Raw genomic sequence first — 25,472 nt, 5'->3', positions numbered from 1 at the left:
TGTTTGGCCTTCTTGGCAAGCCAGGATACGAAGAAGTCGGCAAGAAGTTACGGACTGAAATGGACGAGAATAAGTAAGGAGGAGTTGCTATGTTATTAGGAAGTATTGAAGCCGGTGGGACAAAATTTGTTTGTGCCGTTGGTAATATCAACTACCAAGTTCAAGATTCGATTCATATTCCAACAACGACTCCTGAAGAAACGCTCCAAAAGTGTATCGAATGGTTTGATCAATACAAAGATGATTTAAGTGCCATTGCTATCGCCTCATTCGGACCAATCGAGATTCGGAAGAGTTCACCAAAGTATGGTTACATTACTAATACCCCGAAGAAGGGGTGGCAAGATACCGATTTTGTTGGCCCATTTAAGAAGCATTTCAATGTTCCGATTGCTTGGACAACGGATGTTAATGGGTCAGCATACGGTGAATATGTTCTCTCAACTCTGTTTAATAAGCAGATTAATTCACTTGTTTACTACACTATCGGAACTGGTGTTGGTGCCGGTGCTGTAATTGACGGTAAATTTGTTGGCGAATTGGGTCACCCCGAAATGGGACATATCCGGTTAAAGCGTCACCCTGACGACCTTGACTTTAAGGGGATTTGCCCATTCCATGGCGACTGTCTTGAAGGACTAGTTAGTGGTCCAACATTTGAAGCTCGTCTAGGCAAGAAGGGTAAAGATGTTCCGTTGACTGATCACGTTTGGGACATCATGGCTTACTATGTTGCCCAAGCTGCTGTTAACGCAACCCTGATGTTCCGCCCAGGACAAATTGTCTTTGGTGGTGGTGTTGTTAGTGAAGAATTCTTGAAGAAGGTTCGCCGTGAATTCAAGAAGCTTCTTAATGATTACGTTGAAGTTGGCGACCTTGATAAGTACATTACTATGCCATTAGCTCAACACAATGGCTCCGCTACCATCGGTGACTTTGCCCTTGCATTAAAGGCAGCAACAAATTAGAGAGTGTCTTTGCTCAAAAGAGTTTCCGGAAGACTAGCAATTTCTCCTGAGGAAGGCGTTTTATGCCTAGGAAGGAGGGTTACTAGCTCTAGGGAACTCGGGCGAAGCACAGTAGCAAATAACTTACTAAATTAAAATAATCATTTAAAGGAGGTGAGACTTATGGCATTTAACAAGAGTTTAGCAGGTTACTATGACGATTTGGCCCACGTTGGGATCCCAACTGATGACTTGAAGAAGACAATTGCTTTCTGGGAAAAGTTAGGTTTCAAGAAGCAAGGCCAATTCGATACTGATGACCAAGGACACCAAGTGGTATTCATGAATGTTGGTCACTTGATGTTAGAAATTTGGGACAGTGATGGTGCTGTTCACAAGACTGGCGCAATTAACCATATCTCATTAAACGTTGAAGACGCAGATGGTGCATTTAAGGCTGCTAAAGAAGAAGGATTCAATGTTAAGGAAGATGAAGTTCAACACCTTGACTTCTGGAAGCATGGAATTAAGTTCTTTAACATTGTTGGCCCAAATGATGAAACCATTGAATTTTGTGAAGTTGTTAAGGATTAATCCCCAGTAAAGGCCTTATCCCTTAGTTCAGATCGACCCTAATCACTTTGTTAGTGTAGGAGGAATATCTGATGAAAGCTTTAGTAATGACTGGTAAGAAAAAGTTAGAAATTGATGACAACTACAAGAAGCCAGAAGTTAAGCCTAATGAAGGTTTAGTTCACACTGCCTGGGCTGGTATTTGCGGAACCGATAAGGCTTTGTATAATGGCCTTCCTGGTTCAGCTGATGCTGTTCCACCAATTGTATTAGGACACGAAAACTCTGGTGTAGTTGCTGCTGTTGGTAGTGAAGTTGAAGACTTCAAAGCTGGCGATCGGGTTAGCGTCGATCCAAACATCTATTGTCACAAGTGTTTCTATTGCCGAACATCCCGTCCAGAGCTTTGTGAACACCTTGATGCCGTTGGTGTTACCCGTGACGGTGGCTTTGAAGAATACTTCACTGCTCCAGAAGAAGTTGTTTATCATGTTCCTGACAATGTTTCACTTGAAGCTGCAGCTGTAATTGAACCAATTTCATGTGCAATGCACGCTGTTGACTTATTGACTACTCACCCATACCAAAATGCATTGATTATTGGTGACGGTTTTGAAGGTCAACTAATTGCTCAAATCTTGAAGGCTCGTGGTGTTCGTGAAGTTACTCTTGCCGGAACCGTTGACGAAAAGCTTGAAAATAACCGGAAGCACTTCGGTTTTAAGACCATTAATAATATGACCCACCCAGAAGAAGTAAAGCAGGATTCATATGACGTTGTTGTTGAAGCTGTTGGTCTACCAAAGACTCAGGAACAAGCTGTTGAAGCTGCTCGTCGTGGTGGTCAAGTATTGATGTTTGGTGTTGGTAACCCTGATTCAGAATTCAAGGTAAATACTTACAAGGTTTACCAAAAGCAATTAACAATTCAAGGAACCTTCATCAATCCTTACACTTTCGAAGACTCAATTGCCTTGCTTCAATCCGGTGACGTTGATCCACTACCATTAATTTCTAATGTTTTGGACTTCGCCCACGTTGAAGACTTTGTTAGTGGTAAGTTAGGTAATATTGCAAAGGCAATTGTTAAGGTTGCCGGTGAAGATGCCTAAGTTATGTTGTTAGGGTAAGCATATTTTCTACATCTTATTTCAAATCTTTTTCTGAGGCTTTTTCACCATTTGGCGTGGACGAGCATGTCTTTCCAAATTTGAGCTTTCATTGATTAGATATAGAAAATTTATTTTATGAAAAGGGGAACGAGAGAGAATGAAAGAATCGACGTTTATTAACTGGTTAGGACGAATTGCCAGTGTAATTGCTATTTTGATGTATGTATCTTACATTGCACAGATTTACAATAACTTGCACGGAAATTATGGTGCACCGCTTCAGCCGTTTGTTGCGGGTATCAACTGTACTCTTTGGAGTATCTATGCATTCTTTAAGGAGAATCGTGACTGGCCAGTGTTCTGGGCCAATTTCCCGGGAGTTTTCTTTAGCTTTGCAACATTCTTGACTTGTTTCCCTTGGTAAAATAGGTCAAATAACTCCACATATTAATCAAAAAAGCTGGTAAGAAATGATGCTTCTTACCAGCTTTTTTGATACTATATAGATAATAATCATTAATTTAGGAAGTGGTGCCATTCAACGGGTGCCGCTTTCTTTTATAGAAAGGAAAGTTGAAATGACGAAAGAAGTAAAGCGGATCATTGCGGTGGTCCTATTTTGCGAATTCCTGATTTGCCTCGGGATGAGCTTAGTGTTTCCGGTAGAGCCATTTATCAAGAATGAGTATCACTTTACTGCTTTCGATATGGGAGTAATGTCATCACTATTTGCGTTTATCCAATTTGTCGCGTCACCAATTGTAGGTCGTTTTTCCGATAAAATTGGTCGAAAACCAATGCTTGTGTGGGGCCTCCTGATTTTTGCGATCGCGGAATTTGTATTTGCCTTGGCTCAGCACTTGTGGGTTTTTGATCTTTCTCGTGCGGTTGACGGTCTTTCTGCGGCAATGTTTGTCCCGACTTCAATGGCGCTTGCGGCTGATATTACAACAGAACGTGATCGAGCAAAGGTGATTGGGTGGTTATCCGCGGCGTTTAGTGGTGGCTTAATTCTTGGCCCAGGTCTTGGTGGTATTTTAGCCCACGTTAACTATAAGTTTCCGTTTTGGATTGCGGGAATTTTAGGGTTGGTAAGTACAATAATTGCTTGGCGTTTTCTTCCTCATGATGAAGATGAACGATTTCAAAGTAAGACTAAGGATCCCGAAAAAGAACTCCTTGGTAGTAGTTGGCAACAGATAAAGCAGATTATGACTCCTACCTTGGCAGTTTTGTTTGGGATGATCTTTGTTGCTGCCTTTGGATTAGCCGGTTTTGAAAGCATTTATAGCCTTTATGTTAACGAGGTTCATAACTTCGATCTCGGGGCAATTGCACTTGTTTTAACGCTGAATGGGATTATTTCTCTGATCCTCCAGGTATTCTTCTTTGAACGGCTGGTTCAGTGGTTAGGTGAGGTTCGCTTGATGGAATATAGTTTTCTCCTGAGCATTATTGGGACAATCCTGGTAATTTATGATCATTCTCACTGGCAATTAATCGTTGCAACGTTATTTGTTTTCGAAGCCTTTGATCTTCTGCGTCCCGCAATTACAACCTTACTTACAAAGATGAGTAAGACTAACCAGGGGCTCCTTAACGGGATTAACATGTCACTAACTAGTATTGGAAACATTATTGGACCATTAATTACTGGTGCGCTGTTAGACGTTAATTACCAATACCCATATTGGTTTGTAATTGTCTTCTTAATCGTTGCGTTTATTATCGGTCTTCGCCTACGTAAGATTAGTGTTCAAGATTGAATCTGGTTAGTAATCATATCGATAGTGCTAGAATGAAGGTAATAATTGAATCTGGAGGCCCAAAGAATGGATTATAAGTATACAGGTGATGATTTTGATATTAAAAAGGCGCCAACTAAAGTTAAAGACAGCGCTGATGAATTAGAGAAAATTAAGAAACAGATTGATGAAAACCTTCATCATATTCGCCATGCGCAAAAAATGATGTACGCGCGGCATAAATATGGGATCTTAGTTGTCTTTCAAGCATTGGATGCGGCTGGTAAAGATAGTATGATCGCCCATATTTTCTCCGGTGTCGATCCAATTGGCTTTAAGGTTGCTAATTTCAAGCAACCAACATCGACAGAGCTCCGTCATGATTACCTTTGGCGGATTAATAAGGAATTACCGTCCAGAGGAGAAATCGGTGTCTTTAATCGGTCATACTATGAGGACGTCCTCGTTTCTCGTGTTCACCCAGAAATTATTTTAAATGCCAATTTGCCAGGAATTGATTCTTTGAGTGATGTTGACAGTCATTTCTTTAAGGAACGTTACCAAGATATCAGTGATTACGAAAGGTACCTTTCACGAAACGGCTTTGTGATCTTTAAGTTTTTCCTTCATATTTCAAAGGAAGAGCAAAAGAAGCGCTTTTTGCGGCGAATTAACCTTCCGAAAAAGCACTGGAAGTTCTCATCATCTGATATTCGTGAACGTCAATACTGGGATCAGTACCAAAAGGCATATGAAAAGGCAATTAATGCGACCGCAACCAAGAAGAACCCGTGGTACGTTGTTCCTGCAGATGATAAGTGGTATTCACGGTTAATTGTTTCGGATATTCTAACCAAGGAAATTGAAAAGTTACCGTTAGCTTATCCCAAGTTATCCCCAGAAGAAACGGCTAAATTGGATTCAGCAAAAGAAGAATTATTGAACGAGAAGTGATTTTGGTTACAAAAAATTCATTTTCTTTGCATTTGGGGTTATAATGTGATTAATGAAGTAACTTATGATGGGGGGGATATTGAATGAAAAAGTGCCCATGGTGTGGGAAAAATGTCCCACAGGAGGAGCGAATTTGTCCTTCTTGTGGATATGATTTTAGTCGTGGCGAAATGAGTTCTTTCTATGATCAACGGCAACAAAAGCAAGCTAAGAGTAAGATTCGTCATAAAAATGAAATGGTGATTGTTGCTGCTTTGGCAATTATTGCTGGTGGAAGCTATATTTTTAATAACCACCAGGAACAAACTGAGGCCCAACAAAATATTCAACAGACTACAAAAGCCATTGCTGAATCTTCGACAAGTAGTGATGCGGTTGCAAATAATTCGAGTGAGAGTTCTGCATCAGAATCAAAGAAATCTTCTTCACAATTAAAGAAGGTTGAGAGTAAGAAGAGTTCGACTAAATCTTCCCAATCCAAGAAGAGTATAAAGAAGCAGGCAGCTAAATCCTTATCTTCAAAAGCAACTAAAAAGAGTAAGGCTAATGCTACAAAGAAGAGTAGTGGAGAAAAATTAAATGCCAACATGAAGCCAAATGAATTTGCGGCTGCAGTTGCTAGTTATGCTGCTCAAAAGAATATTTCAAAATGGAAGAATGTTGTTGATAATTCGAATAATGGTATCCTGATTAAGGAAACCACAGAACCAGACATTGTAAATTACTTATCCGAAAAGGGAAGTGGCACGGTTTATGTTGCCTTTAACAGTAAGGATAGTAATAATGAGGTTGTTTATTCGGCTTATACGATCAACCAGGATGGTAGTATAAATATTTACGAATTTGGTACGCCAAATGCACCACATACAGGAAATATCTATAATCCAGTTGAGACTGTCTCACAGCAAGATTTGATTAAATACTTGAATAGTCATAAGCAAGCAAAGAATGTTCAACAAAAGGCCCAAAAAGTTGGGATTGCTCACGAATAAGTACGAGTAATATCTAAAAAAACGGTAACGTGATTAAATTTATTAGTTTTAGTCACGTTGCCGTTTTTTTATGTGTTTTTAGTGTATAACTTGCCGTGTAAGCGCTGTATTGATGGGGAGGAAGTTTAGAAAAGTAGGAGATGGTAATATGTTAAGCTTTTTAAAACCACGGCAAAAAGCACAAGTGCCTTCTAAGAAAGCTCACACCTTATTCGAAAGGTATAAGTGGATGTCGTTATTTGGAGTTTTTATTGGCTATGCTGCTTTTTATATTGTGCGGAATAATTTTACGTTATCAACGCCACAGCTAAAGGCATCCCTAGATCTTTCTAAAGGACAAATTGGGATGTTATCTAGTTGCTTGCTGATTGCTTATGGCTTGGGTAAAGGTGTTATGAGTGCATGGTCGGATAAGGCTAACCCAAAGCGTTTTATGGCTACTGGATTAATTATCTGTGCGCTGTTGAGTATGTGTTTAGCATTTTTTGGCTTTAGTCTGTGGTCATTAGCTATTATTTTAATTTTATTAGGGCTATTCCAGGGGATGGGAGTTGGGCCATCCTTTATTATTCTTTCAACCTGGTTTAGTAAAAAACAACGGGGATTTGTAACATCAATTTGGAATACTTCACATAACTTTGGCGGGGGATTAGTTTCACCACTTGCTGGTTTCATGTTGGGGATTGTTGGTGCTAGTCATTGGCGATTTGCAATCTATATTTTCCCGGCATTAGTTGCTATTGCAGTTGCATTAATCGTATTGGTTTTTGTTAAGGGCCGTCCAGAAGAAGAGGGATTGTCACCGCTAGACGAAACTAAACAAGAACAAGGGAATATAGATTATCATGATTTAAGTTCTTGGCAAATTTTAACAAAATATGTCTTTAATAATCCTGGTGCTTGGCTTGTTTCATTTATGGATACCTTTGTTTATATGATTCGTTTTGGAATTTTAACCTGGTTACCAATCTTCTTGATTCAAGCGAAAGGGTTCACCCATGGTCAAATGATGGTTGCTTTTGCCTTCTTCGAATGGGCTGCAATTCCGTCAACATTACTAGCAGGAATTATTTCTGATAAGTTGTTTAAGAGTTACCGGATGCCACCAGCAATGATTGCCCTCGTTCTAATTGTCTTTTGCATTTTTGGCTACTGGAATAGTAAGTCGGTAACGGCGGTTACTATTTATGCAGCGTTGGCCGGATGTCTAGTTTATATTCCTCAATTTCTTGATTCTGTTCAAACGATGGAAGTTGTGCCGCCATTTGCTGTTGGTTCAACTGTTGGGCTTCGCGGATTTATGAGTTATGTTCTTGGCTCAACGCTTGGAACCAGTCTTCTCGGGGTTGCAGTAGATCATTATGGCTGGAATGCTGGTTTGGTTCTTTTGATTGTTGCAACGGTTCTTTGCTTGGGATGTGCTATTGCATTACATATCTTCTCGTTAAAAGAACGACATATTACATCGAAATAAATAAAATAAGTCCTCAATATTTGAATTACAAACGTTGAGGACTTATTTGTATAATATTAGGTAAGTAATATTTTAGGAGTGATACGATGAAAATTGGTTTTATTGGTACTGGTGTAATGGGGACCGAAATTATTAATAACCTTCTTAAACACCAGGAAGTAACAGTATATAACCGAACAAAAGCTCATGCAGCAGCGGTAATGGAAAATGGTGCAAAGTGGTGTGATACGCCGGCTGAGCTAACAAGGCAATCAGATGTTGTTTTTACAATGGTTGGCTTCCCAACAGACGTTGAAGAATTATATTTTGGTGAGAACGGGATTTTAGCTAATACTCATGCGGGCCAGTACCTTGTTGATATGACAACTAGTAAACCTTCACTAGCAAAGCAAATTGCCAAAGAGGGGACTAAACAAGGAGCCCACGTCTTAGATACACCAGTTTCCGGTGGTGATATTGGTGCGAAGAAGGGGACGCTTACTGTAATGGTTGGTGGTCAAAAAAAAGATCTTAACACATTACAACCATTATTCGAGCAATTCTCTTCCTCTGTCCAATATTTTGGCGATGCAGGAAGCGGTCAAAACGCTAAGATGGCTAATCAAATCATGATTGCGGGAACAATGTTAGGGATGAGTGAGGCATTGGTTTATGCGAAGGCTGCTCAACTTGATCTTCAAGAGGTAATGAAAACACTTCAATCGGGTGCAGCCGAGAACTTCAGCCTCGGCACTTATGGTCCACGAATCTTAGAGGATGATTACACTCCAGGCTTCTTTGCTAAACACTTTCTCAAAGACTTACGAATTGCACTCGAAGAAGCACAAAAGATGGGAATCAAGGTACCGATGACAAGGGAAGCAACTCGGTTATATGAGAAGTTAGTTAATGCTGGTTATGGTAATGATGGAACCCAAGCACTAGTTAAATTATGGTGGGGTTAAATCCTAAAAGACATTATCTTGACCATATTTACAGATTGGTAAAAGAGGACATTTATTACATTTTGGATTTCTCGCTGTACATTGGTAACGACCAAAAAAGATCATTGCGTGATGGGCGTCAAGCCATTCGTCTTTCGGGACAGCTTCCTTTAGTCGCTTCTCAATCTGAAGAACAGTTGCGTTTGGCTTAACCATTCCTAAGCGTCGTGCTACACGGCTAACGTGGGTATCAACTGGGAAGGCGGGAATGTGGAAACATTCAGCGAGGACAACGTTAGCAACCTTTCGGCCGACTCCCGGAAGACTTGTTAATTCTTTTATGGTATGAGGAACCTGACCGTTAAAATTGGTGACAATTCCTCGTGCGGCATTAACAAGGTATTTAGCCTTATTGTGGTAAAGACCAAGTGATTGAATGTAAGGTTCAGCATCTTCTGGTTCAGCCTTAGCGAGTGATTTAGGGGTTGGAAAACGAGTAAAGAGGGCTGGAGTAATCATATTCACTGATTTATCCGTTGACTGCGCACTTAAGATGGTTGCTAATAAAAAATGAAAGGTTGTATCTGCTTTTAATGTTGTTCCAGCTTCTGGATACATGGCACGCATTTGGTGAATTGCATCCACAATTTCTTTATTTGTAAGCATAGAAACGTCTCCTTATGATGTGTTTCATTATAAAACAACTAATTACTTTTTAGAATAATTAGTTGTATTAATCTATCATTTGGTTAATGATATATATATATATATATATATATATATATATATACGGCGGCGCGGGATTGCGGCATTGTAACAATAAATATTTCAAAAAATATTGCGCTTTTATTTGACATTTTCCCTGTAAGAAGACATAATTAACAGTGAACAAGTGATAATTATTATTATTGCTTGGTTATAACTAGAAGATCTAGCGTTTTAGTCGTTTCACTAAAATGTTGTAATGTTGGCAAATGACTTCTAGTTATCATGTTTAAACTGAATTTAATTTAATTGGTAAATGCTTTATCCTCAACTGGAATCATTGTCGCCTCCCCATGACTATGGTTTCATAAACATTAAATGGTTGTTGCTATGACTTGGGCACACACTATCTAAACGCTTACCCCCTAAATAAACCTGAGTTATAAGTGTTCTTCAACCAGCCTAATTAAATTAGTGATGCTTAGACATGCTCTATGAGACCTGCTAGATTGATCTCTATACGAAGGCTTTCCAGAATTCCCCATTTCTGGAAGGCTTTTTTGTTTAAATAATTATTTTTTGATTAAATTGATAATTAGAATTTTTTCATAAATGTTCAATTAAATAAAAATAGAATATTTATTTAAATTACAATTGACCAATGTGCAATCGGTTGTTAGAATGAGTTAATGTTTTCTTATTATTCTAATCTAAATTTAATAGAGAAGGAGGAATGGTTATGAGTTTTTGGAAAACAATTACCCGAAAAGAAGACCCGCGTGTCTATGCCAATAAAGACGGCCATTTGGTTCGTTCATTGAAGGTGCGGGACTTTTTAGCACTTGGGGTCGGTACAATTGTCTCCACCTCTATTTTCACTCTTCCTGGTGAAGTAGCGGCAATGCACACCGGACCATCAGTTGCAATTTCATTTTTACTTGCGGCGGTGGTTGCCGGGTTAGTTGCATTTGCCTATGCGGAAATGTCTGCAGCGATGCCGTTTGCAGGTTCAGCATATTCGTGGATTAACGTTGTTTTTGGTGAATTCTTCGGTTGGATCGCTGGTTGGGCGCTTCTTGCAGAATATTTTATCGCGCTAGCCTTTGTTGGTTCTGGACTTTCGGCCAACTTCCGGGCACTGATTGCACCAATGGGGTTGAAGCTCCCGGCATCACTGTCAAACGCGTTTGGAACTGATGGCGGAATCGTCGACTTGGTTTCAGTTGTTGTGATCGCCTTGGTTGCTGCTCTGATTTCCCGTGGGGTTTCTCGGGCAGCACGGGTTGAAAATGTTTTGGTTGTCCTGAAGGTTTTCGCCGTTCTCCTGTTTATTGTGGTTGGTTTGACTGCTCTTCATGCTACCAATTATGTACCGTTCATTCCTAAATATCACGAAACAGCAAATGGTCCTTTCGGTGGTTGGCAAGGAATCTACGCTGGTGTTTCAATGATCTTCCTGTCATACATTGGTTTTGATTCAATCGCGGCTAACTCTGCGGAAGCAATTAACCCACAAAAGACGATGCCACGAGGAATCCTCGGTTCACTTGCGATTGCCGTAATCTTGTTTGTGGCAGTTAGTTTGGTCCTTGTTGGGATGCTCCCATACGGAAAGTACGCTAACAGTGCTGAACCAGTTGGGCTTGCGCTACGTGCTGCTGGTCATGCTGGTGTTGCAACGGTGGTTCAAACTATTGCTGTTGTTGGGATGTTTACCGCATTGATTGGAATGAGCATGGCTGGTTCACGGTTGATCTACTCATTTGGTCGTGACGGGATGCTACCGAAGTGGCTTGGTAAGCTAGATAAAAGTAACCGGCCAAACCGAGCATTGTGGACTTTAACCATTGTTGGAATTTTGATTGGAGCATTTTTCCCATTTGCTTTCCTTTCACAATTAATTTCAGCTGGGACTTTAATCGCGTTCATGTTCGTATCAATCGGAATTTACCCACTGCGTCGTCGTGAAGGTAAGGATATCAATGACCCAGCATTCAAAGTGCCGCTTTATCCTGTTCTTCCAGCTCTTGGTTTTCTTGCATCATTGATGGTCTTCCTTGGACTGGATTATCAAGCAAAAATCTACGCCGGTGGTTGGTTTGTCCTTGGCTTAATTATCTATTTTGCCTATGGCATGAAACACTCGTACTTGAACAAAAAATAGAGTGCGAGTCCCGACGGACTAGCACGCGGTTGACTAACCTAGCCTGATGAACGATGACTTGCATCGGAATCAAGCGTAGTTAGGCTCTAGCGTGCGGTCGTCGGGGCGAGCACATTTTGGCTATGCTGCCTAGAATCGCTAGCTCTAGCAAATTTTTGGCAAACTCATATTACTGGCATTTAATCAAAAGCATAAATAGGGGAGGGATTGCTAATGAGTTCAATGGAAAATAACCATCAAATCTTGGCAAAAGAAAATGAAGCATTTGCAACTGCAGCACGGGTTAAATATTACGATATCGTTATTGATAGCGGACGAGGTGCAATTTTAACCGATGTTGACGGTAACCAGTACATTGATTTATTAGCAAGTGCTAGTTCCACTAATACTGGTCACTGTCATCCAAAAGTTGTTAAAGCTATTCAGGAGCAGGTTCAAAAGATCATTCAATATACACCGGCATATTTTGCTAATAGTCAGGCAGCTCGTTTGGCACCACGCTTAGCAAAGTTAGCACCAATGTCAGGTCCAGTTGAAGTGGCATGGGGAAATTCTGGATCGGATGCAAATGATGCGATTATCAAGTTTGCACGAGCTTATACCGGACGCCAATATATTGTTTCCTTTACTGGGGCGTATCATGGATCCACGTATGGTTCAATGACTCTTTCTAGTGTTTCACTTAATATGGCACGGAAGATGGGGCCGTTGCTTCCAGGAGTTATTAAGGTGCCGTTCCCTGATCCATGGGATAAACTTCCTGATGAAACCGACGAACAATTTGTTGATCGTTATTTCAAGATGTTTAAATTACCTTTTGAAACTTATCTTCCAGTTGATGAAGTCGCTGCAATTCTGATTGAACCGATTCAGGGTGATGGTGGGATCGTTAAAACACCACCGGAATTCATGAAGAAGATTTACCAATTCGCTAAGGATAATGGGATTCTTTTCGCAATTGATGAGGTTAATCAAGGAATGGGGCGGACTGGTAAATGGTGGTCAATCCAGCATTTCGGAATCGAACCAGATCTGATGTCAGTCGGGAAGTCTCTGGCTTCAGGGATGCCGCTTAGTGCCATTATTGGACGAAAAGAAATTATGGAATCCCTTGGTGCACCGGCCAATGTTTACACCACTGCGGGTAATCCAGTGACAACTGCTGCGGCTAATGCCACCTTAGATGTAATTCAAGAGGAACACCTTCTTGAACGATCAACTAAACTTGGTAAGAAAGCCCAGCAATTCTTTGAAGTTGAGCAAGCAAAGTACGATTTTATCGGTGATGTGCGAATGTACGGCCTGGACGGTGGAATTGATATTGTAGATCCGCAGACAGGTAAAGGCGATACTGAAGCAACAACGCGGATCATGTACCGTGTCTTTGAGCTTGGTGCCATTATTATTAGTCTGCGTGGGAATATTCTTCGTTTCCAACCACCGCTAGTAATTACTGAAGAAGAGCTGGATCAAGCCTTTGCAATGCTTGATCAGGCATTTGCTGAGGAAGCTGCTGGAAAGCTTTCCCTCCCAGAAAATGCTGAAGAACTAGGCTGGTAGAAACGAATAAATTCTTTATAACCAAAATAATCCCTTATAATTATTTTGTTAGATAACTGACAAAGATTATAAGGGATTTTTATCCTTCTGATTGTTTTTAGCCTAATCGTGTGGGTGAGTTATTACCGGAACATTAAAGATTAGCTTACTTGCAAGTGATTAACAATTTCGGTTATACTTTAATCGCCGTCTTAGCTCAGATAGGTAGAGCACATCCATGGTAAGGGTGACACGGCGGTTCAACTCCGCCAGACGGCTCTTAATTATTGAATTAAACGTTGATATAACAGCGTTTAGCTTTTTATTTCGCACAGAAAAAGCTGAATATTCAAAAAACGTGTTGCAACAAAAAGGTCACCATACAAATAAGAGGATCTAATATATTTTGAGTTGATTTCTTCTTGACATTTGTATAATTAGGCCCTATATTATTAGAGAATTCTAATTGTTTTATAATGATGCATTGATGAGAAGAGTAAGGGTAACTAACTTCTAACAGTGACTACTAATGGTGAGAAGGTAGGTAGTTGGTTACCGTGAAGATGAGCTCGGAGCAATGATGAATGGTCAGAACGACTGGCTATGATTCCGGAAGGATCCGTTATCATCCCTGGTATTTAAGAATACTTTCTTAAGTACTGTTGAGGCTGATAGTAATATCAGTGAATTTGGGTGGTACCACGTTATTGACGTCCCTAGGTGAGATTTCTTGCCTAGGGCTTTTTTAGTTAAGGGGGAAATAATAATGACTGAATTTAATACCAATTTAGTCCATCAACCGGTGCAACATGATAATAATACCGGTGCCGTTACCGTTCCAATTTATAAGGCTACGACCTTTAAATATCCTGCGGTGGGTGCACAGCTCAAAGACGATTATTCACGTTCAGGCAACCCAACACGACGGGCGGTTGAAGAACAATTAGCTACTTTAGAGGAGGGAAATTACGGCTTTTGTTTTTCATCGGGAATGGCAGCGATCCATGCCGCACTGGCAATCTTTAAAAAAGGTGATCACCTGATCGTTGGTGACCAGATTTATGGCGGGACATTCCGGCTACTTCATGGATTCTTTAAGCGGTGGGGGTTAATGATTACCGCTGTTGATACTCGGGACTTAAGGGCGATCGAAAAGGCAATTCAGCCAAATACCAAGGCAATCTATTTCGAACCAGTTACTAATCCGTTACTTCAGGTAAGTTCAATCAGTCAGGTTTCCCAGTTAGCGCATCAATATAATTTATTAACAATTGTTGATAATACCTTCTTAAGTCCTTATCTGTTGCGGCCACTGAATCTTGGCGCAGACATCGTCATTCATAGTGCAACAAAGTATCTTTCGGGGCATTCCGATATTTCTGCAGGAGCAGTGGTAGTTAGAGACCAATCTTTGGCAGAGCGGGTTTACTTTATTCAAAATGCTCTGGGTGCAGTTCTTTCTCCTGAAGACAGCAATGAGCTAGCACGGGGAATCAAAACACTAGGAATACGTCTTGAACGTCAAATGGAGAATGTAAAAAGAATTATTCATTACCTTCAAGAATCAAATGCGGTTCAAAGAATTTACTATCCTGGGCTAGTCGATCTTCCGGGATACCAAGAATTACGAAAAGAGGCCCGGGGAGCTGGAGGAGTATTTTCATTTGAGCTTACTGAACGGGTTAACCCGAGTGAGTTCGTTAACCACCTTCAACTATTTAAGTTAGCAGTTAGTTTAGGTGCCGTAGAAAGTCTAGTGGAGCTTCCGAGTAAGATGAGTCACGCTGAGTTAACCCCTGAAGAACAACTTGCTGCTGGTATTAAGCCGGGATTAATTCGGGTGTCTGTCGGAATTGAAGATTACCGTGACCAAATTAGTGATATTCAACAGGCACTTGAAAAGGCCCACAATTAGGAGGAAATCTTTATGTGTAAACAATCAATTGAAACAATCACTGCTCAAGCAGGAAGTCACTTAGACGGAAATAAGGCGGTTGCTTTACCGTTGTATTTTTCCTCAAATTATCGTCACGAATCACTAGCAGAGGCAAAAAGCTTTGATCCTCATCAAGGCTACACTTATTCACGAGTTGCTACGCCTAACCGTTCCGTCCTTGAGCAAACGATGGCAAAACTTGAAGGTGGCACTGCTGGATTTGCTCTTAGTTCAGGGATGGCTGCTATTCAACTAGCCCTCAGTATTTTGAAGACAGGTGATCAATTAATTTCTTTGGATGACTTATATGGTGGAGACTTTCGTTATTTCCGTTATCTTCATAAACATGTTGGGGTTGATTTTGACCAGTGGGATGGCCAACGGATTAGTGATTTACTGCAGAAGATTACTCCACGAACAAAGATAATTTGGTTAGAAACGCCGTCTAATCCGACAATGAAAAAACTGAACATTACCAAAATTACGGCAGCGGTTCACCGTAAAAATGCGCAAATTTTGGTACTCGTTGATAACACTTTCTATACACCGGTTTATCAGCAACCACTAACTGAAGGGGCGGATGTGGTTGTTCACTCGGCAACTAAGTACCTTTCTGGACATAATGATCTTTTGGGCGGAATTTTGGTTTGTAAGGACCGGAAGTTGGCAAAAGAATATTTTGAGTACTATATTACGACTGGTGATACGCTTGATTCTTTTGATTCATGGTTGTTATTGCGAAGTCTGAAAACTCTAACAATCCGAGTTAAGCAGCACACGAAAAATGCCCAGGCAATTGTTAGATACTTAAAGGATGAACCCCGGATTGATAAGGTCCTTTATCCGGGGCAAGGTGGCATGATTAGTTTCTATGTAAAAGATGAAGCGGATGTAACAAGACTCCTTGATAATGTAAAAATTATTACTTTTGCCGAGAGCCTTGGTGGAGTTGAAAGTCTAATTACAATCCCGTACTACCAGACACATGCCGATGTTGAAGTTGAGCAACGTCAGCGACTAGGAATTACCCCAAAGTTGCTTCGGTTGTCGGTAGGACTTGAAGCAGCTGATGACTTAATAGAAGATTTAAAACAAGCATTGGATTCTTGATAAAAATAATGACCTTTAGAGTTCAGACTTTGTCAAGCTCTAAAGGCCTTTTACGTATTATATAAATTTTATTTCTTAAACATTTCCTTCCGCAATGAAGCATAGATCGGTTGACCACCAAGTAAATTGCTAATGATGTAAGCAATGAACGTTAAGATTGCCATTGGAAAGACTTGGTCAACCGAGCCAACCATTTCGGTTAACAAGGTAATTGCGGTGAAGGGTGCTTCTTCAATCGCACCAAAATAAGCAGCCATTGAAATGACAACGACGTTAAGAAAACAACTTGGAGCGATGATTCCTTGGTGAATCAAGATGACGGCAGCGATTGCTCCTAACAAGGCACCAAGGACAAGAATTGGCATGAAAATCCCGCCTGGTACTGAAGCACCGTAACTAATCATTGAAAAGCAGAACCGAATAATCAAGAATACCACGAGGATGGGTAATAATTTTAGTAAGTTTCCGGAAGTGTTAAGACTACCAATATAAGCAATGAACTTATGACTCCCACCAAGAATTTTAGCGTTCCATAACCCAACTGGGATTACGAGTAACAGTGGGATAACGCTGTGGTAGATATTCGGGAACTTTACTTTGCTGTACCACCAACGAAGGTTTAGGAGGGTATATTGGTAAACGTAGGCTAAGATACCAAGAATGACACCTAAAATAATTAACCACAGATAATTCCCCTCTGGAAGATTATGGTGAAGTGGTAAATACAGGCAGGGACGAACACCAAAAAAGAGAATCGTAACAAGATCCGCTGAAATTGCCGAAGCTAGCGCAGTGATACATGCCTGAGGTTGAAAATTAAACGTAATTTCTTCCATTAAAAAGATGGCACCAGCAAGTGGTGCGCTAAAGGCAGCCGAAAGTCCTGCGGCAACACCACATTCTAGCAGGAACCGTTTTTCTTGAGAACTAGTCTTAGAATGTTTGCCAAATAATTGACCAACACAAGCTCCCATTTGAATACATGGTCCTTCTCTTCCAAGAAATAACCCAGGACAAATTGCCAGTAAACCACCGACGAACTTCCGCCACAGGACGCTTCCAGCATTCATGTGGTGCTCATTTAAGAGAACTGCTTCAATTTGCGGGACCCCGGAACCAACGAGGTCAAGGAGACATGGCTTTAAGATTTTACTGAGGAGAAAAACGATTAATAGGGTGACTAAGATATAAGGGGCTAGTAACCAGAGGTGGTTCGCCATTAGCGGGTAAACAAAAGCGAGAAAAGAAAGGGTTCGATCAATGATCCAACGAAAAACGCTAACGATTAGTCCGGTAATTAAGCCAACGAAGATTCCCCTAATAATTAGGGAAACAAAGCTTATGGACATTGGCCGATTTAAAATATCTTTAGCACGTTTGATTGTCTGTAGCTGATTATCCATAGTAATACACTCCTCCATAATATTAGTTTAATTATAACACTCAGCTCGACTGGAATTGGGATATTGGGCTATGGTAAACTTGAAATTATGATAGAAACAGTTTGTAATTCCGTGTTAAGGAGGTAGTTAGATGGAGTTTATCGCAACGCTAGCTGGGTTGCTTTTGGCAACACAGATAGTTGCCCACTTATGTCGACGGGTTGAAATCCCTGAGGTGATAGGACAAATCCTAGTAGGGATTGTTGCGGGTCCAGCACTATTAAACTGGGTACACCTTAATTCAATGATGAATGAATTCCAAGAAATTGGGGTAATTATCCTGATGTTTATTGCTGGACTGGAAAGTGATCTTTCACTATTAAAAAAGTATCTTAAACCAGCGGTAATTGTTGCAATTATTGGTGTTATTGTTCCAGTGATTGTAATGGCTCCTGCAAGTTATTTCTTTGGTTTTACATCACTCGAGTCAATGTTCATTGGTGTTATCTTTTCCGCAACTTCGGTTAGTATTTCAGTGGCGGTCCTTCGTGAGTTCAAACGATTAGATAGTCGTGAAGGAGCAACGATTTTGGGAGCGGCAGTTGCCGATGATATTATTGGGGTTATCCTTTTGAGTATTATGATTAGTGTGGTTAATCAAGCTGAAGGAAAAACCGGTGGCCAGCCACTTTGGATGATCCTCCTTTTACAGGTACTGTTCTTTGGAGGAACTTACCTTGTTGTTAAGTGGTTAGCACCATACTTGATGCATCTTAGTGAACGACTATTAACAGTAGCATCCCCATCAGTAATGGCGATGATTATTTGTTTAGGGATGGCAGCAATTGCTGATTACGTTGGCTTGAGCGGTGCTGTTGGTTCTTTCTTTGCCGGAATTGCAGTTGGTAGTACTCACCGAAAAGAAACGATCAACCGCAGCTTTATTCCAATTGGTTATGCAATGTTTATTCCGCTATTCTTTGTTAGTGTTGGGTTAAACATGCGTGTTGATCGCTTGAGTGAATCAATAATCTTTGTAATTGTGATGACCATTTTAGCTTGCTTAACTAAGCTTGTCGGCTGTGGCGCTGGTGCCTATATTTCTGGGTTTGATTTCAATAGTTCGTATGTTGTTGGTAGCGGGATGATTGCCCGTGGTGAAATGGCATTGATTACTGCACAAATTGGTTACCAAGCACACTTATTGTCCCCAATGTATTACTCTGATGTAATCACAGTAATCATTGTAGCCACTGTATTGGCACCATTCATTTTGAAACATTCATTAGTTAAGGCAAGAGAAATTACCGCATAAAATCTTATATCATTTAAGGGCCGAAAAAACGGCTCTTTTTTAATTAGAGAGGGGAAATAGATGAAGTATTTATTAGGAGTTGACGTGGGCACGACCACGACTAAGGCAGTCTTGTATGATGAAAACGCCACAATTATCGGTCACTTTTCTAAGGGCTATCCGCTTTACCGTGATCCACAAGGGATGGCAGAACAGGATCCCGAGGAGATCTTAGCAGCGGTTGAAACGGTAATTCAAGAAGCAGTATCCCAGGCAGATTTAGAAAAAGGCCAACTACTGGGAGTATCTTTTTCGACTGCTAACCAAAGCCTCCTTCTATTGGATAAGCATTTTCACCCCTTAACCCGGGTAATTACGTGGGCCGATACTCGTGCTCGTCATGTTGCTTCACAATTGAAGGGTTCTTCGGTGGGAAAGAGCATTTACCAAACAACGGGGACGCCAATCCACCCGATGTCGCCACTAACTAAATTGATTTGGTTACAAAAAGAACACCCGGAACTTTTCCAGAAAATGACTTATGTTGCGGATATTAAATCATATATTTTCTGGCGACTATTCAAAAAATTTAAAGTGGATATCTCCGTTGCAAGTTGTACGGGATTGATGGATATTCATTTTGGAAAGTGGGATAAGGATTCTCTAAAGGTAGCTGGGATTAATGAGGACCAACTACCGGAGATTGTTGAACCGACTGCTCAAGAAACGACCATGATAGAGGAAGAACGGCAGAAGATAGGAATTCCACCCGAGACACCATTTGTATATGGGGCATTCGATGGGGCCTTGTCTAATATTGGCGTGGGGGCAACTACGGCTAACCAGGTTGCCATAACAATTGGAACTTCGGCGGCAGTGCGGGTAATGACTGATCATCCGGTGATTGATCCCAAAGAACGACTGTTTTGCTATGCAGTAGATCGGAAACACTGGCTTATTGGTGGCCCACTAAATAATGGTGGGGACATTTTTCAATGGGCAACTCATCAATTAGTCGATCAAGAAGTCTTAGAAAAAGAAAGGGTTGATCGATATACCTTAGCTAACCGCATAATTAAGGATACGCCAGCTGGAGCACATGGGCTCCTATTTCATCCATACCTTGGCGGTGAACGCGCTCCAATTTGGAATGCCAACGCCAGGGGGGATTTCTTTGGCCTAACTGTCTTACATACCCGAGCCGATATGTTACGAGCAGTCCTTGAAGGAATTAATTTGAATATTGCCCTCGTTTTTGAAACGGTAACGAACCTAGTTGGTAAGCCGGCGATCGTGACAGCAACAGGTGGTTTTGCTCGTTCGGTGGTATGGCGGCAGATGTTAGCCGATGTTCTTAATTGTCAGGTTAATGTTCCCGATGCGTTTGAATCAGGATGCCTAGGTGCAGTTAACTTATTGATGCAGAGCTTGGGGATGGTAAAGGGCTACCAGAGCGTGACTAATTACATTGGCCGGGAGAGTAAGTATCAACCGGATCCAGAGCAGGCGATGATTTATCGAAGACTTTTACCAGTATTTCGTCAGGTTGGAGAGCTTCTTACTCCTGCTTATTCAAAGATTGCTAATCTCCAGGATGAAATCGGATCGCTTCATTTGCCAGATTAAAGAGTGCTACAATAGTAAGATTAGTTTAAGGAGGGGTTTGAAGTGAATGAAGACCAAGAGCGACAATTAGAACAGCAACGGGTTGATTTAGTGATGAAGCAGATTGATAAGCAGATCACTGAAACCAAGAAGGCCCTTGCTGACGCCCATCAGGAAACACGGGCAGTTGAAAAGAACTACAGCGAAAACGCCTCAATTAACCGGTATGAAATTGATGATATTGCCGAATCACGGGCCATGATTGAACAGCAGCGGCAGTTGGTTTCGCGGGCAGTTGAAAGTGAAACGATCCTCCGCCGGCAATTAAAGACGTTACAAAACCTTAAGCGAACCCCCTACTTTGGTCGGATTGATATTCAGGATCCGGGAAAAGATAAGCCAGAAACGTTGTATATTGGGACTGCGTCGTTAATGAACGATGATAAGACTGCGTTCTTGATATATGACTGGCGGGCACCGATCTCTGGTGTTTACTATAATGGAACTCTCGGTGAGGTTCGGTACGAAACACCAAATGGTAATTGTGAAACCATCCTTGTTAAGAAACGGCAATTTACGATTAAGGATGGTCGAATTATTAACATGTTTGATACGAATGAAACGGTGGGGGATGAGCTTCTTCAGACTGCCCTCGGTGAGCAAAATGATCAATACATGCATAATATTGTGGCAACAATTCAACAGGAACAAAACGATATTATCCGCGATACCCATAGTGATCTCCTGTTAGTCCAAGGAGTTGCCGGTTCCGGGAAGACTTCGGCAATATTACAGCGGATCGCTTATTTGTTGTACCATAGTCGGACCGCGTTAAATGCTGATCAGATTGTGTTATTTAGTCCTAACTGCCTGTTTAGCCACTATATTTCGCAAGTTCTTCCTAGCCTTGGTGAACGAAACATGCGTCAAGTAACAATGTCAGGTTTTGTGCGTCGGCGCTTTGAAGGCTTACAGGTAGAAAATATTTTCGAGCGGTATGAGAAACGTCAACGAGCATCAAAACAGGATCGACGGATTGCAGATTTCTTAGAAAGCAAAACAGCAATGCATGATGTCCACCGGTACGCAACCTACCTGCTTGATGAACAGCTACAATTTAGCAATATTACATTTGAGGGACGGGTCTTCTTTACCGCTGAACATATACAATCACTGTACCGAAGCCAGCCTAATGCTATGAAGGCTGCTAACCGCATGGTGCAGTTAAAAAATCAATTAATCCGGGAATTACAGCGTCGGGTGAAGGTGGAAGCAAAAAAAGATTGGGTTGCTAAGGAACTTGATAGCCTTGATACCCAACAACTTCATAACCTGTATGGTAAAAAGTCGGTTGACGATTTTAAAGATGAGGATGAACAATATGCTTACTTAGCCTATCGTTGGGCTAAGCGGCGTCTCCGGATTGTAGCTGATGCCATCTATAATGACTACTTTATTGATATTTATAGTCAGTATGCTAGCTGGCTTCGTCAGTTACCGCTTCCTGATGATATTCAACGAGCTGAATGGGAGAAGATGATCGCTAATTATGATGATGAATTGGAATTACACCGTTTAGAAATGATGCATGCAGCTCCATTAATGTACTTACGTGACTTGTTGATGGGGACGGGGCAAAACCATTCCTTTAAGTATGTCTTTATTGATGAGATGCAAGATTATTCTGTGGCAATGATGATGTATCTTCGTCATGCCTTTCCGGGAGCAAAGTTTACCGTTCTAGGCGATAGTGAACAGGCCCTATTTAAGCCACTTGAATTACCTGAAAAGATGCTGGAGCGGTTAAGTAACACCCTGGCTGCCAAACACCCTAATTTAATCTCGTTACGGCGAAGTTATCGTTCAACAAAGGAGATTACCGACTTTGCAAAATCTCTGCTACCGGATGGGGAACAAATAATGTCATTTACCCGCCATGGGGAACGACCGGCGCTCTTAGTTCGTTATTCTGATGAGGCTATTGAACAGGCTCTCCAAACGAGGGTTGGAAAGTACCATGAACAATACGAAACGGTAGCTGTCCTCACTAAGAACCAGGAACAGGCCCAAAAAGTTTATCGTCAGTTACGACGGCAATTTACCGAGGTTCACTTATTAGACATGAATGATATAGCGTTACCGGACGGAATTTTAGTTCTGCCGGTTTACTTAGCGAAGGGACTCGAATTTGATTCCGTAATTGCCTATGATGTATCCCAAACGAACCTTCGGGGAACCGATGAAGTAGGGATGATTTATACAATGGCTACTCGGGCAATGCATGCTCTCACGATGATTAGTAACGGAAAAGTAAGCCCGGCAATTAATGAAAAAGCTAGTCAGCAGCTCACAATTGAACATGAGTTAACCAGGTAAAATAGTAGTGAAATTCGTGAAAAAGCGCTTTCATTATGTATAAAGTTATGTTAGTCTGTATATGTTAGATTGATATGTGAGGAGATGTTTTCGCCATGGTTAAGGACGAATACACATTAGTTTTAGTAAAGCCCGATGGTGTTAAGACCCGTCATATCGGGGAAATTATTACCCGGATCGAACGCAAGGGCTACAAGATCGAAGCACTAAAGATGATTCAACCAACAGAAGAATTACTTCGCCAACACTATGCCGATAAGGTTGATAAGCCATTCTTCCCAGAATTGCTGGAATACATGACTGAAGGACCAATTGTTGGGATTGTTGTTTCAGGAACTAACGTTATTAAGGCAATCCACAACATGGCTGGTGCAACTAACCCTGTTGAAGCCGAATGGGGAACTATTCGTGGTGACTATGGTCGTGAATGGCCAGATGGTAACCTTCGTAATATTGTCCACACTTCTGATGAACCAGCATCCGCTACTAAGGAAATTAAGATTTGGTTCCCAGAATTTGAACAAGGCTAATCCCCAAAATAGCGCATTAATTAAAGGTGAAGAATGATTCGAATTGAGTCGTCCTTCATCTTTTTATTTTTAAATTTATAAAATAAGGCTTATTGTTAGCGTCTTTTGCTCAAATGAATTAGGATGAAATTAATTAGACTAGGAACCGAGTCAGATCCTCGGATCTTTCTAGCTAAAATAAAGGAATTGAGTAAAGGAGCGGTGATTAGTGATGACAGAGACATTAAATTGGGATCATACCGTAGCTGACGTAACGGACTTACCGGCTGCAATTGATTATTTCAACAGTAAGGGTTTAAGATTTATCGCTGGTGGAAAACACGAAGCGTGGGGAACCGAAGATGCCCGTGACTATTTTGGGTTAAACTATTTAGAATTAATTACTGTAGCTAACCCGGAAAGGGCACACTCGTTCACGTATGAGAATAATTCAAACATTTTTACTGCGGTTGAAGATTATTTTAATGGCCTACAGAGATTTACCACGATTGCCATTCGGACAAATGATATTGCTGCTACTCGTCAGCGACTCCAAGAATTAGGCTTAGAGGTTGGTGAAATCATCAATGGTGAACGGTTAACACCAACTGGTAACCTTATTCAGTGGCAAATGTTTTGCGTTAATGGCGAGCTCACCCATTACCTACCAGCACCATTCTTCATTCAATGGGGACGAGACGATGATTCACGACGCGAAAACCTCAAAAATCAGGGGATCATTAAGTTCCACCCAGCTGGTGAATTATTTGTAAAGCGGGCCATTTTCCACGTTACTGATCCGCAGGAAGCAGCTAAACAATGGTCGGCGATTTTACAAAGTGAAGTTACTCGTGAAGGAAAAGACTTTATCGTTACGCTGGGTGACAAGGAATTAAAGTTTGAACATGGCGATGAGAACCGCTTATTTAAGTTGATCTACCATGGTGCAAAGGAATCTCAACAATTAAGATTAGGTCAGATTCGGTTAGATCTAGAAAAAGAGAAATAGAATTTAAAATTAAGAAGCTGGAAATTAACTCTTTTGAGAAGGCTAATTTCCAGCTTTCTGATTAGTATGGTCGGTTTTGACGATACATTTTTGGACTAAAGCCACTATAGCGTTTGAAGGCCTTAGAAAAGGTAAATTCGTCCTTATAGCCGACACGTCGAGAAATGATCTGAATCGGATCATCAGTGTTCCTCAATTGCTGTTGTGCATCTGTCATCCGTAAGTGCGTTAAATACTTTTGTGGTGAAATATTCATCTGCGTTTTGAAAAGGGAGTAGAGGTAGCTTCGTGAGATGTTAAGGTGGTGGCAAAGCTCCTCGATGGTACAATTGCTATCTTGATAGTTTTCTTTTAAGTAGTAATTGGCAAGTTGAAGTGATTGCTGTGCTTTAGTAGTAGCGCGCGAACTCTTAGACGGATATTCTGTAACCAGGTGATAAAACATCTGATAGTTAAGTGCTTCGACAAGAATATCGTTGGCAAGGGAGCTTGGCTTTTGTAGAGTAGTGAATAATTGATGAAGACTAGCGAAAAATTGACTATTTTGAACTTGCCGTAAGTATCGTTGTTTACCCAGTACAGAACCATTAAGCATTGTTTTAATCTTGGTCCCAGAAAGACCAATCCAAAAATATTTCCAGGGATTTTGACCATCGGCTTGGTAAAAACAGGGAACATCCTTTGGCAAGATGAAGAGATCACCCTTCTTGAGGGTGACCGCAGGATGATTAGCGGACGAAAAGGTGCCCTCACCATCCAAAATATAGTGAATGACGTAATTATCTCGGACGTTATTACCACGATAAAAATAATTAGGGGGACAGGCATACTGACCAATAAACAGGATATTATTTTCAAAACTTTTTCCGGTGAGGCTCTTGTACTGATCGTCCATTAGAAAAGCTCCTTTACCTTTGAATATGGCTATTTGTTAATAGTAATTATCTAAATACTGGTTATTATATTACGATTAATAAAGATAACATGTCAATTTGTCCTTAATAATGTATGCCATTTTTTACGATAAAATCGCCATGGAATGGTTAAGTAAAATTCAATACAATATATTTAGAATATGTAAGCGGATACAATAGCGGAAAACACTAAGAAATTAACTAGTGAT

Annotated in this window: 21 protein-coding genes and 1 tRNA gene; 19 read left to right on the top strand and 3 right to left on the bottom strand. The window is 40.9% G+C overall.

Going from position 1 to position 25,472, the window contains the following annotated elements:
- Positions 1-89: 89 nt before the first annotated feature.
- The 9 genes from scrK to NFR46_RS05950 all read left to right on the top strand — a co-directional run bounded on the left by scrK (position 90) and on the right by NFR46_RS05950 (position 8,741).
- Complete coding sequence (scrK, locus tag NFR46_RS05990; RefSeq protein ID WP_251575564.1) at positions 90-968, top strand: fructokinase ScrK; 879 nt, start codon at positions 90-92, stop codon at positions 966-968.
- A gap of 162 nt (positions 969-1,130) precedes the next feature.
- On the top strand, positions 1,131-1,541 hold the full coding sequence (locus NFR46_RS05985; protein ID WP_251575562.1) for a VOC family protein: 411 nt from the start codon (positions 1,131-1,133) through the stop codon (positions 1,539-1,541).
- A gap of 71 nt (positions 1,542-1,612) precedes the next feature.
- Positions 1,613-2,632 (top strand): zinc-dependent alcohol dehydrogenase family protein, encoded by a 1,020-nt coding sequence (locus tag NFR46_RS05980; RefSeq protein ID WP_251575560.1) that lies wholly within the window; start codon positions 1,613-1,615, stop codon positions 2,630-2,632.
- Between the two features lie 157 nt (positions 2,633-2,789).
- A complete protein-coding gene (locus NFR46_RS05975) occupies positions 2,790-3,056 on the top strand; it encodes a hypothetical protein (protein WP_251575558.1) in 267 nt (88 codons plus the stop codon).
- A 154-nt stretch (positions 3,057-3,210) separates the two neighbouring features.
- Positions 3,211-4,398: an MFS transporter gene (locus NFR46_RS05970; RefSeq protein WP_251575556.1), complete on the top strand. Its 1,188-nt coding sequence runs from the start codon at positions 3,211-3,213 to the stop codon at positions 4,396-4,398.
- 66 nt (positions 4,399-4,464) lie between these two features.
- Positions 4,465-5,331: a PPK2 family polyphosphate kinase gene (locus tag NFR46_RS05965; protein WP_251575554.1), complete on the top strand. Its 867-nt coding sequence runs from the start codon at positions 4,465-4,467 to the stop codon at positions 5,329-5,331.
- Positions 5,332-5,414: 83 nt separating this feature from the next.
- On the top strand, positions 5,415-6,323 hold the full coding sequence (locus NFR46_RS05960) for a zinc ribbon domain-containing protein (RefSeq protein ID WP_251575552.1): 909 nt from the start codon (positions 5,415-5,417) through the stop codon (positions 6,321-6,323).
- A gap of 148 nt (positions 6,324-6,471) precedes the next feature.
- The gene (locus NFR46_RS05955; RefSeq protein WP_251575550.1) at positions 6,472-7,797 is read left to right on the top strand and encodes an MFS transporter; all 1,326 of its coding nucleotides are present in this window, start codon (positions 6,472-6,474) and stop codon (positions 7,795-7,797) included.
- An 86-nt stretch (positions 7,798-7,883) separates the two neighbouring features.
- Entirely contained in the window at positions 7,884-8,741 is an 858-nt protein-coding gene (locus NFR46_RS05950) for an NAD(P)-dependent oxidoreductase (RefSeq protein WP_251575548.1), read from the top strand.
- A gap of 3 nt (positions 8,742-8,744) precedes the next feature.
- On the opposite strand, the gene nth is transcribed toward NFR46_RS05950, so the two are convergent.
- Positions 8,745-9,386, bottom strand: a complete 642-nt coding sequence (gene nth / locus NFR46_RS05945; RefSeq protein WP_251575546.1) for an endonuclease III — start codon at positions 9,384-9,386, stop codon at positions 8,745-8,747.
- A 778-nt stretch (positions 9,387-10,164) separates the two neighbouring features.
- Here nth and NFR46_RS05940 point away from each other — a divergent pair.
- The 5 genes from NFR46_RS05940 to NFR46_RS05920 all read left to right on the top strand — a co-directional run bounded on the left by NFR46_RS05940 (position 10,165) and on the right by NFR46_RS05920 (position 16,174).
- Positions 10,165-11,589: an APC family permease gene (locus NFR46_RS05940; RefSeq protein WP_251575544.1), complete on the top strand. Its 1,425-nt coding sequence runs from the start codon at positions 10,165-10,167 to the stop codon at positions 11,587-11,589.
- A gap of 222 nt (positions 11,590-11,811) precedes the next feature.
- The gene (locus NFR46_RS05935; RefSeq protein ID WP_420908587.1) at positions 11,812-13,149 is read left to right on the top strand and encodes an aspartate aminotransferase family protein; all 1,338 of its coding nucleotides are present in this window, start codon (positions 11,812-11,814) and stop codon (positions 13,147-13,149) included.
- Positions 13,150-13,334: 185 nt separating this feature from the next.
- Positions 13,335-13,407: transfer RNA gene (locus tag NFR46_RS05930), tRNA-Thr, on the top strand.
- A gap of 487 nt (positions 13,408-13,894) precedes the next feature.
- Complete coding sequence (locus tag NFR46_RS05925) at positions 13,895-15,043, top strand: trans-sulfuration enzyme family protein (RefSeq protein ID WP_251575540.1); 1,149 nt, start codon at positions 13,895-13,897, stop codon at positions 15,041-15,043.
- Between the two features lie 12 nt (positions 15,044-15,055).
- Positions 15,056-16,174 (top strand): trans-sulfuration enzyme family protein, encoded by a 1,119-nt coding sequence (locus NFR46_RS05920; protein ID WP_251575538.1) that lies wholly within the window; start codon positions 15,056-15,058, stop codon positions 16,172-16,174.
- 68 nt (positions 16,175-16,242) lie between these two features.
- Here NFR46_RS05920 and NFR46_RS05915 read toward each other — a convergent pair whose 3' ends face one another.
- Complete coding sequence (locus NFR46_RS05915) at positions 16,243-17,577, bottom strand: ClC family H(+)/Cl(-) exchange transporter (RefSeq protein ID WP_251575536.1); 1,335 nt, start codon at positions 17,575-17,577, stop codon at positions 16,243-16,245.
- Between the two features lie 130 nt (positions 17,578-17,707).
- Here NFR46_RS05915 and NFR46_RS05910 point away from each other — a divergent pair, with 130 nt between their 5' ends.
- From NFR46_RS05910 to NFR46_RS05890, 5 genes are all read left to right on the top strand, one after another.
- Positions 17,708-18,871 carry a cation:proton antiporter gene (locus NFR46_RS05910; RefSeq protein WP_251575534.1) on the top strand — a complete coding sequence of 388 codons (1,164 nt, stop codon included), beginning with the start codon at positions 17,708-17,710 and terminating at the stop codon, positions 18,869-18,871.
- Positions 18,872-18,931: 60 nt separating this feature from the next.
- On the top strand, positions 18,932-20,476 hold the full coding sequence (locus tag NFR46_RS05905) for a gluconokinase (RefSeq protein ID WP_251575532.1): 1,545 nt from the start codon (positions 18,932-18,934) through the stop codon (positions 20,474-20,476).
- A gap of 42 nt (positions 20,477-20,518) precedes the next feature.
- Positions 20,519-22,831: an RNA polymerase recycling motor HelD gene (gene helD, locus NFR46_RS05900; protein WP_277612853.1), complete on the top strand. Its 2,313-nt coding sequence runs from the start codon at positions 20,519-20,521 to the stop codon at positions 22,829-22,831.
- 95 nt (positions 22,832-22,926) lie between these two features.
- Positions 22,927-23,361, top strand: coding sequence for a nucleoside-diphosphate kinase (gene ndk / locus NFR46_RS05895; RefSeq protein WP_251575530.1), 435 nt, complete (start codon positions 22,927-22,929; stop codon positions 23,359-23,361).
- A 211-nt stretch (positions 23,362-23,572) separates the two neighbouring features.
- Positions 23,573-24,349 (top strand): VOC family protein, encoded by a 777-nt coding sequence (locus NFR46_RS05890; protein ID WP_251575528.1) that lies wholly within the window; start codon positions 23,573-23,575, stop codon positions 24,347-24,349.
- Between the two features lie 61 nt (positions 24,350-24,410).
- Here NFR46_RS05890 and NFR46_RS05885 read toward each other — a convergent pair whose 3' ends face one another.
- The gene (locus tag NFR46_RS05885) at positions 24,411-25,244 is read right to left on the bottom strand and encodes an AraC family transcriptional regulator (protein ID WP_251575526.1); all 834 of its coding nucleotides are present in this window, start codon (positions 25,242-25,244) and stop codon (positions 24,411-24,413) included.
- Positions 25,245-25,472: the final 228 nt, after the last annotated feature.

The sequence above is a fragment of the Limosilactobacillus agrestimuris genome, from assembly GCF_943193105.1.
Classification (GTDB): domain Bacteria; phylum Bacillota; class Bacilli; order Lactobacillales; family Lactobacillaceae; genus Limosilactobacillus; species Limosilactobacillus agrestimuris.
Note: the sequence above shows the minus strand (reverse complement) of the source record. Positions and strands in the feature narration are given on the sequence as shown.

Excerpts from the sequence above, each read along its gene's own strand:
- scrK (WP_251575564.1), top strand. The coding sequence starts at position 90 with ATGTTATTAGGAAGTATTGAAGCCGGTGGGACAAAATTTGTTTGTGCC.
- NFR46_RS05985 (WP_251575562.1), top strand. The coding sequence starts at position 1,131 with ATGGCATTTAACAAGAGTTTAGCAGGTTACTATGACGATTTGGCCCAC.
- NFR46_RS05980 (WP_251575560.1), top strand. The coding sequence starts at position 1,613 with ATGAAAGCTTTAGTAATGACTGGTAAGAAAAAGTTAGAAATTGATGAC.
- NFR46_RS05975 (WP_251575558.1), top strand. The coding sequence starts at position 2,790 with ATGAAAGAATCGACGTTTATTAACTGGTTAGGACGAATTGCCAGTGTA.
- NFR46_RS05970 (WP_251575556.1), top strand. The coding sequence starts at position 3,211 with ATGACGAAAGAAGTAAAGCGGATCATTGCGGTGGTCCTATTTTGCGAA.
- NFR46_RS05965 (WP_251575554.1), top strand. The coding sequence starts at position 4,465 with ATGGATTATAAGTATACAGGTGATGATTTTGATATTAAAAAGGCGCCA.
- NFR46_RS05960 (WP_251575552.1), top strand. The coding sequence starts at position 5,415 with ATGAAAAAGTGCCCATGGTGTGGGAAAAATGTCCCACAGGAGGAGCGA.
- NFR46_RS05955 (WP_251575550.1), top strand. The coding sequence starts at position 6,472 with ATGTTAAGCTTTTTAAAACCACGGCAAAAAGCACAAGTGCCTTCTAAG.
- NFR46_RS05950 (WP_251575548.1), top strand. The coding sequence starts at position 7,884 with ATGAAAATTGGTTTTATTGGTACTGGTGTAATGGGGACCGAAATTATT.
- nth (WP_251575546.1), bottom strand. The coding sequence starts at position 9,386 with ATGCTTACAAATAAAGAAATTGTGGATGCAATTCACCAAATGCGTGCC.
- NFR46_RS05940 (WP_251575544.1), top strand. The coding sequence starts at position 10,165 with ATGAGTTTTTGGAAAACAATTACCCGAAAAGAAGACCCGCGTGTCTAT.
- NFR46_RS05935 (WP_420908587.1), top strand. The coding sequence starts at position 11,812 with ATGGAAAATAACCATCAAATCTTGGCAAAAGAAAATGAAGCATTTGCA.
- NFR46_RS05925 (WP_251575540.1), top strand. The coding sequence starts at position 13,895 with ATGACTGAATTTAATACCAATTTAGTCCATCAACCGGTGCAACATGAT.
- NFR46_RS05920 (WP_251575538.1), top strand. The coding sequence starts at position 15,056 with ATGTGTAAACAATCAATTGAAACAATCACTGCTCAAGCAGGAAGTCAC.
- NFR46_RS05915 (WP_251575536.1), bottom strand. The coding sequence starts at position 17,577 with ATGGATAATCAGCTACAGACAATCAAACGTGCTAAAGATATTTTAAAT.
- NFR46_RS05910 (WP_251575534.1), top strand. The coding sequence starts at position 17,708 with ATGGAGTTTATCGCAACGCTAGCTGGGTTGCTTTTGGCAACACAGATA.
- NFR46_RS05905 (WP_251575532.1), top strand. The coding sequence starts at position 18,932 with ATGAAGTATTTATTAGGAGTTGACGTGGGCACGACCACGACTAAGGCA.
- ndk (WP_251575530.1), top strand. The coding sequence starts at position 22,927 with ATGGTTAAGGACGAATACACATTAGTTTTAGTAAAGCCCGATGGTGTT.
- NFR46_RS05890 (WP_251575528.1), top strand. The coding sequence starts at position 23,573 with ATGACAGAGACATTAAATTGGGATCATACCGTAGCTGACGTAACGGAC.
- NFR46_RS05885 (WP_251575526.1), bottom strand. The coding sequence starts at position 25,244 with ATGGACGATCAGTACAAGAGCCTCACCGGAAAAAGTTTTGAAAATAAT.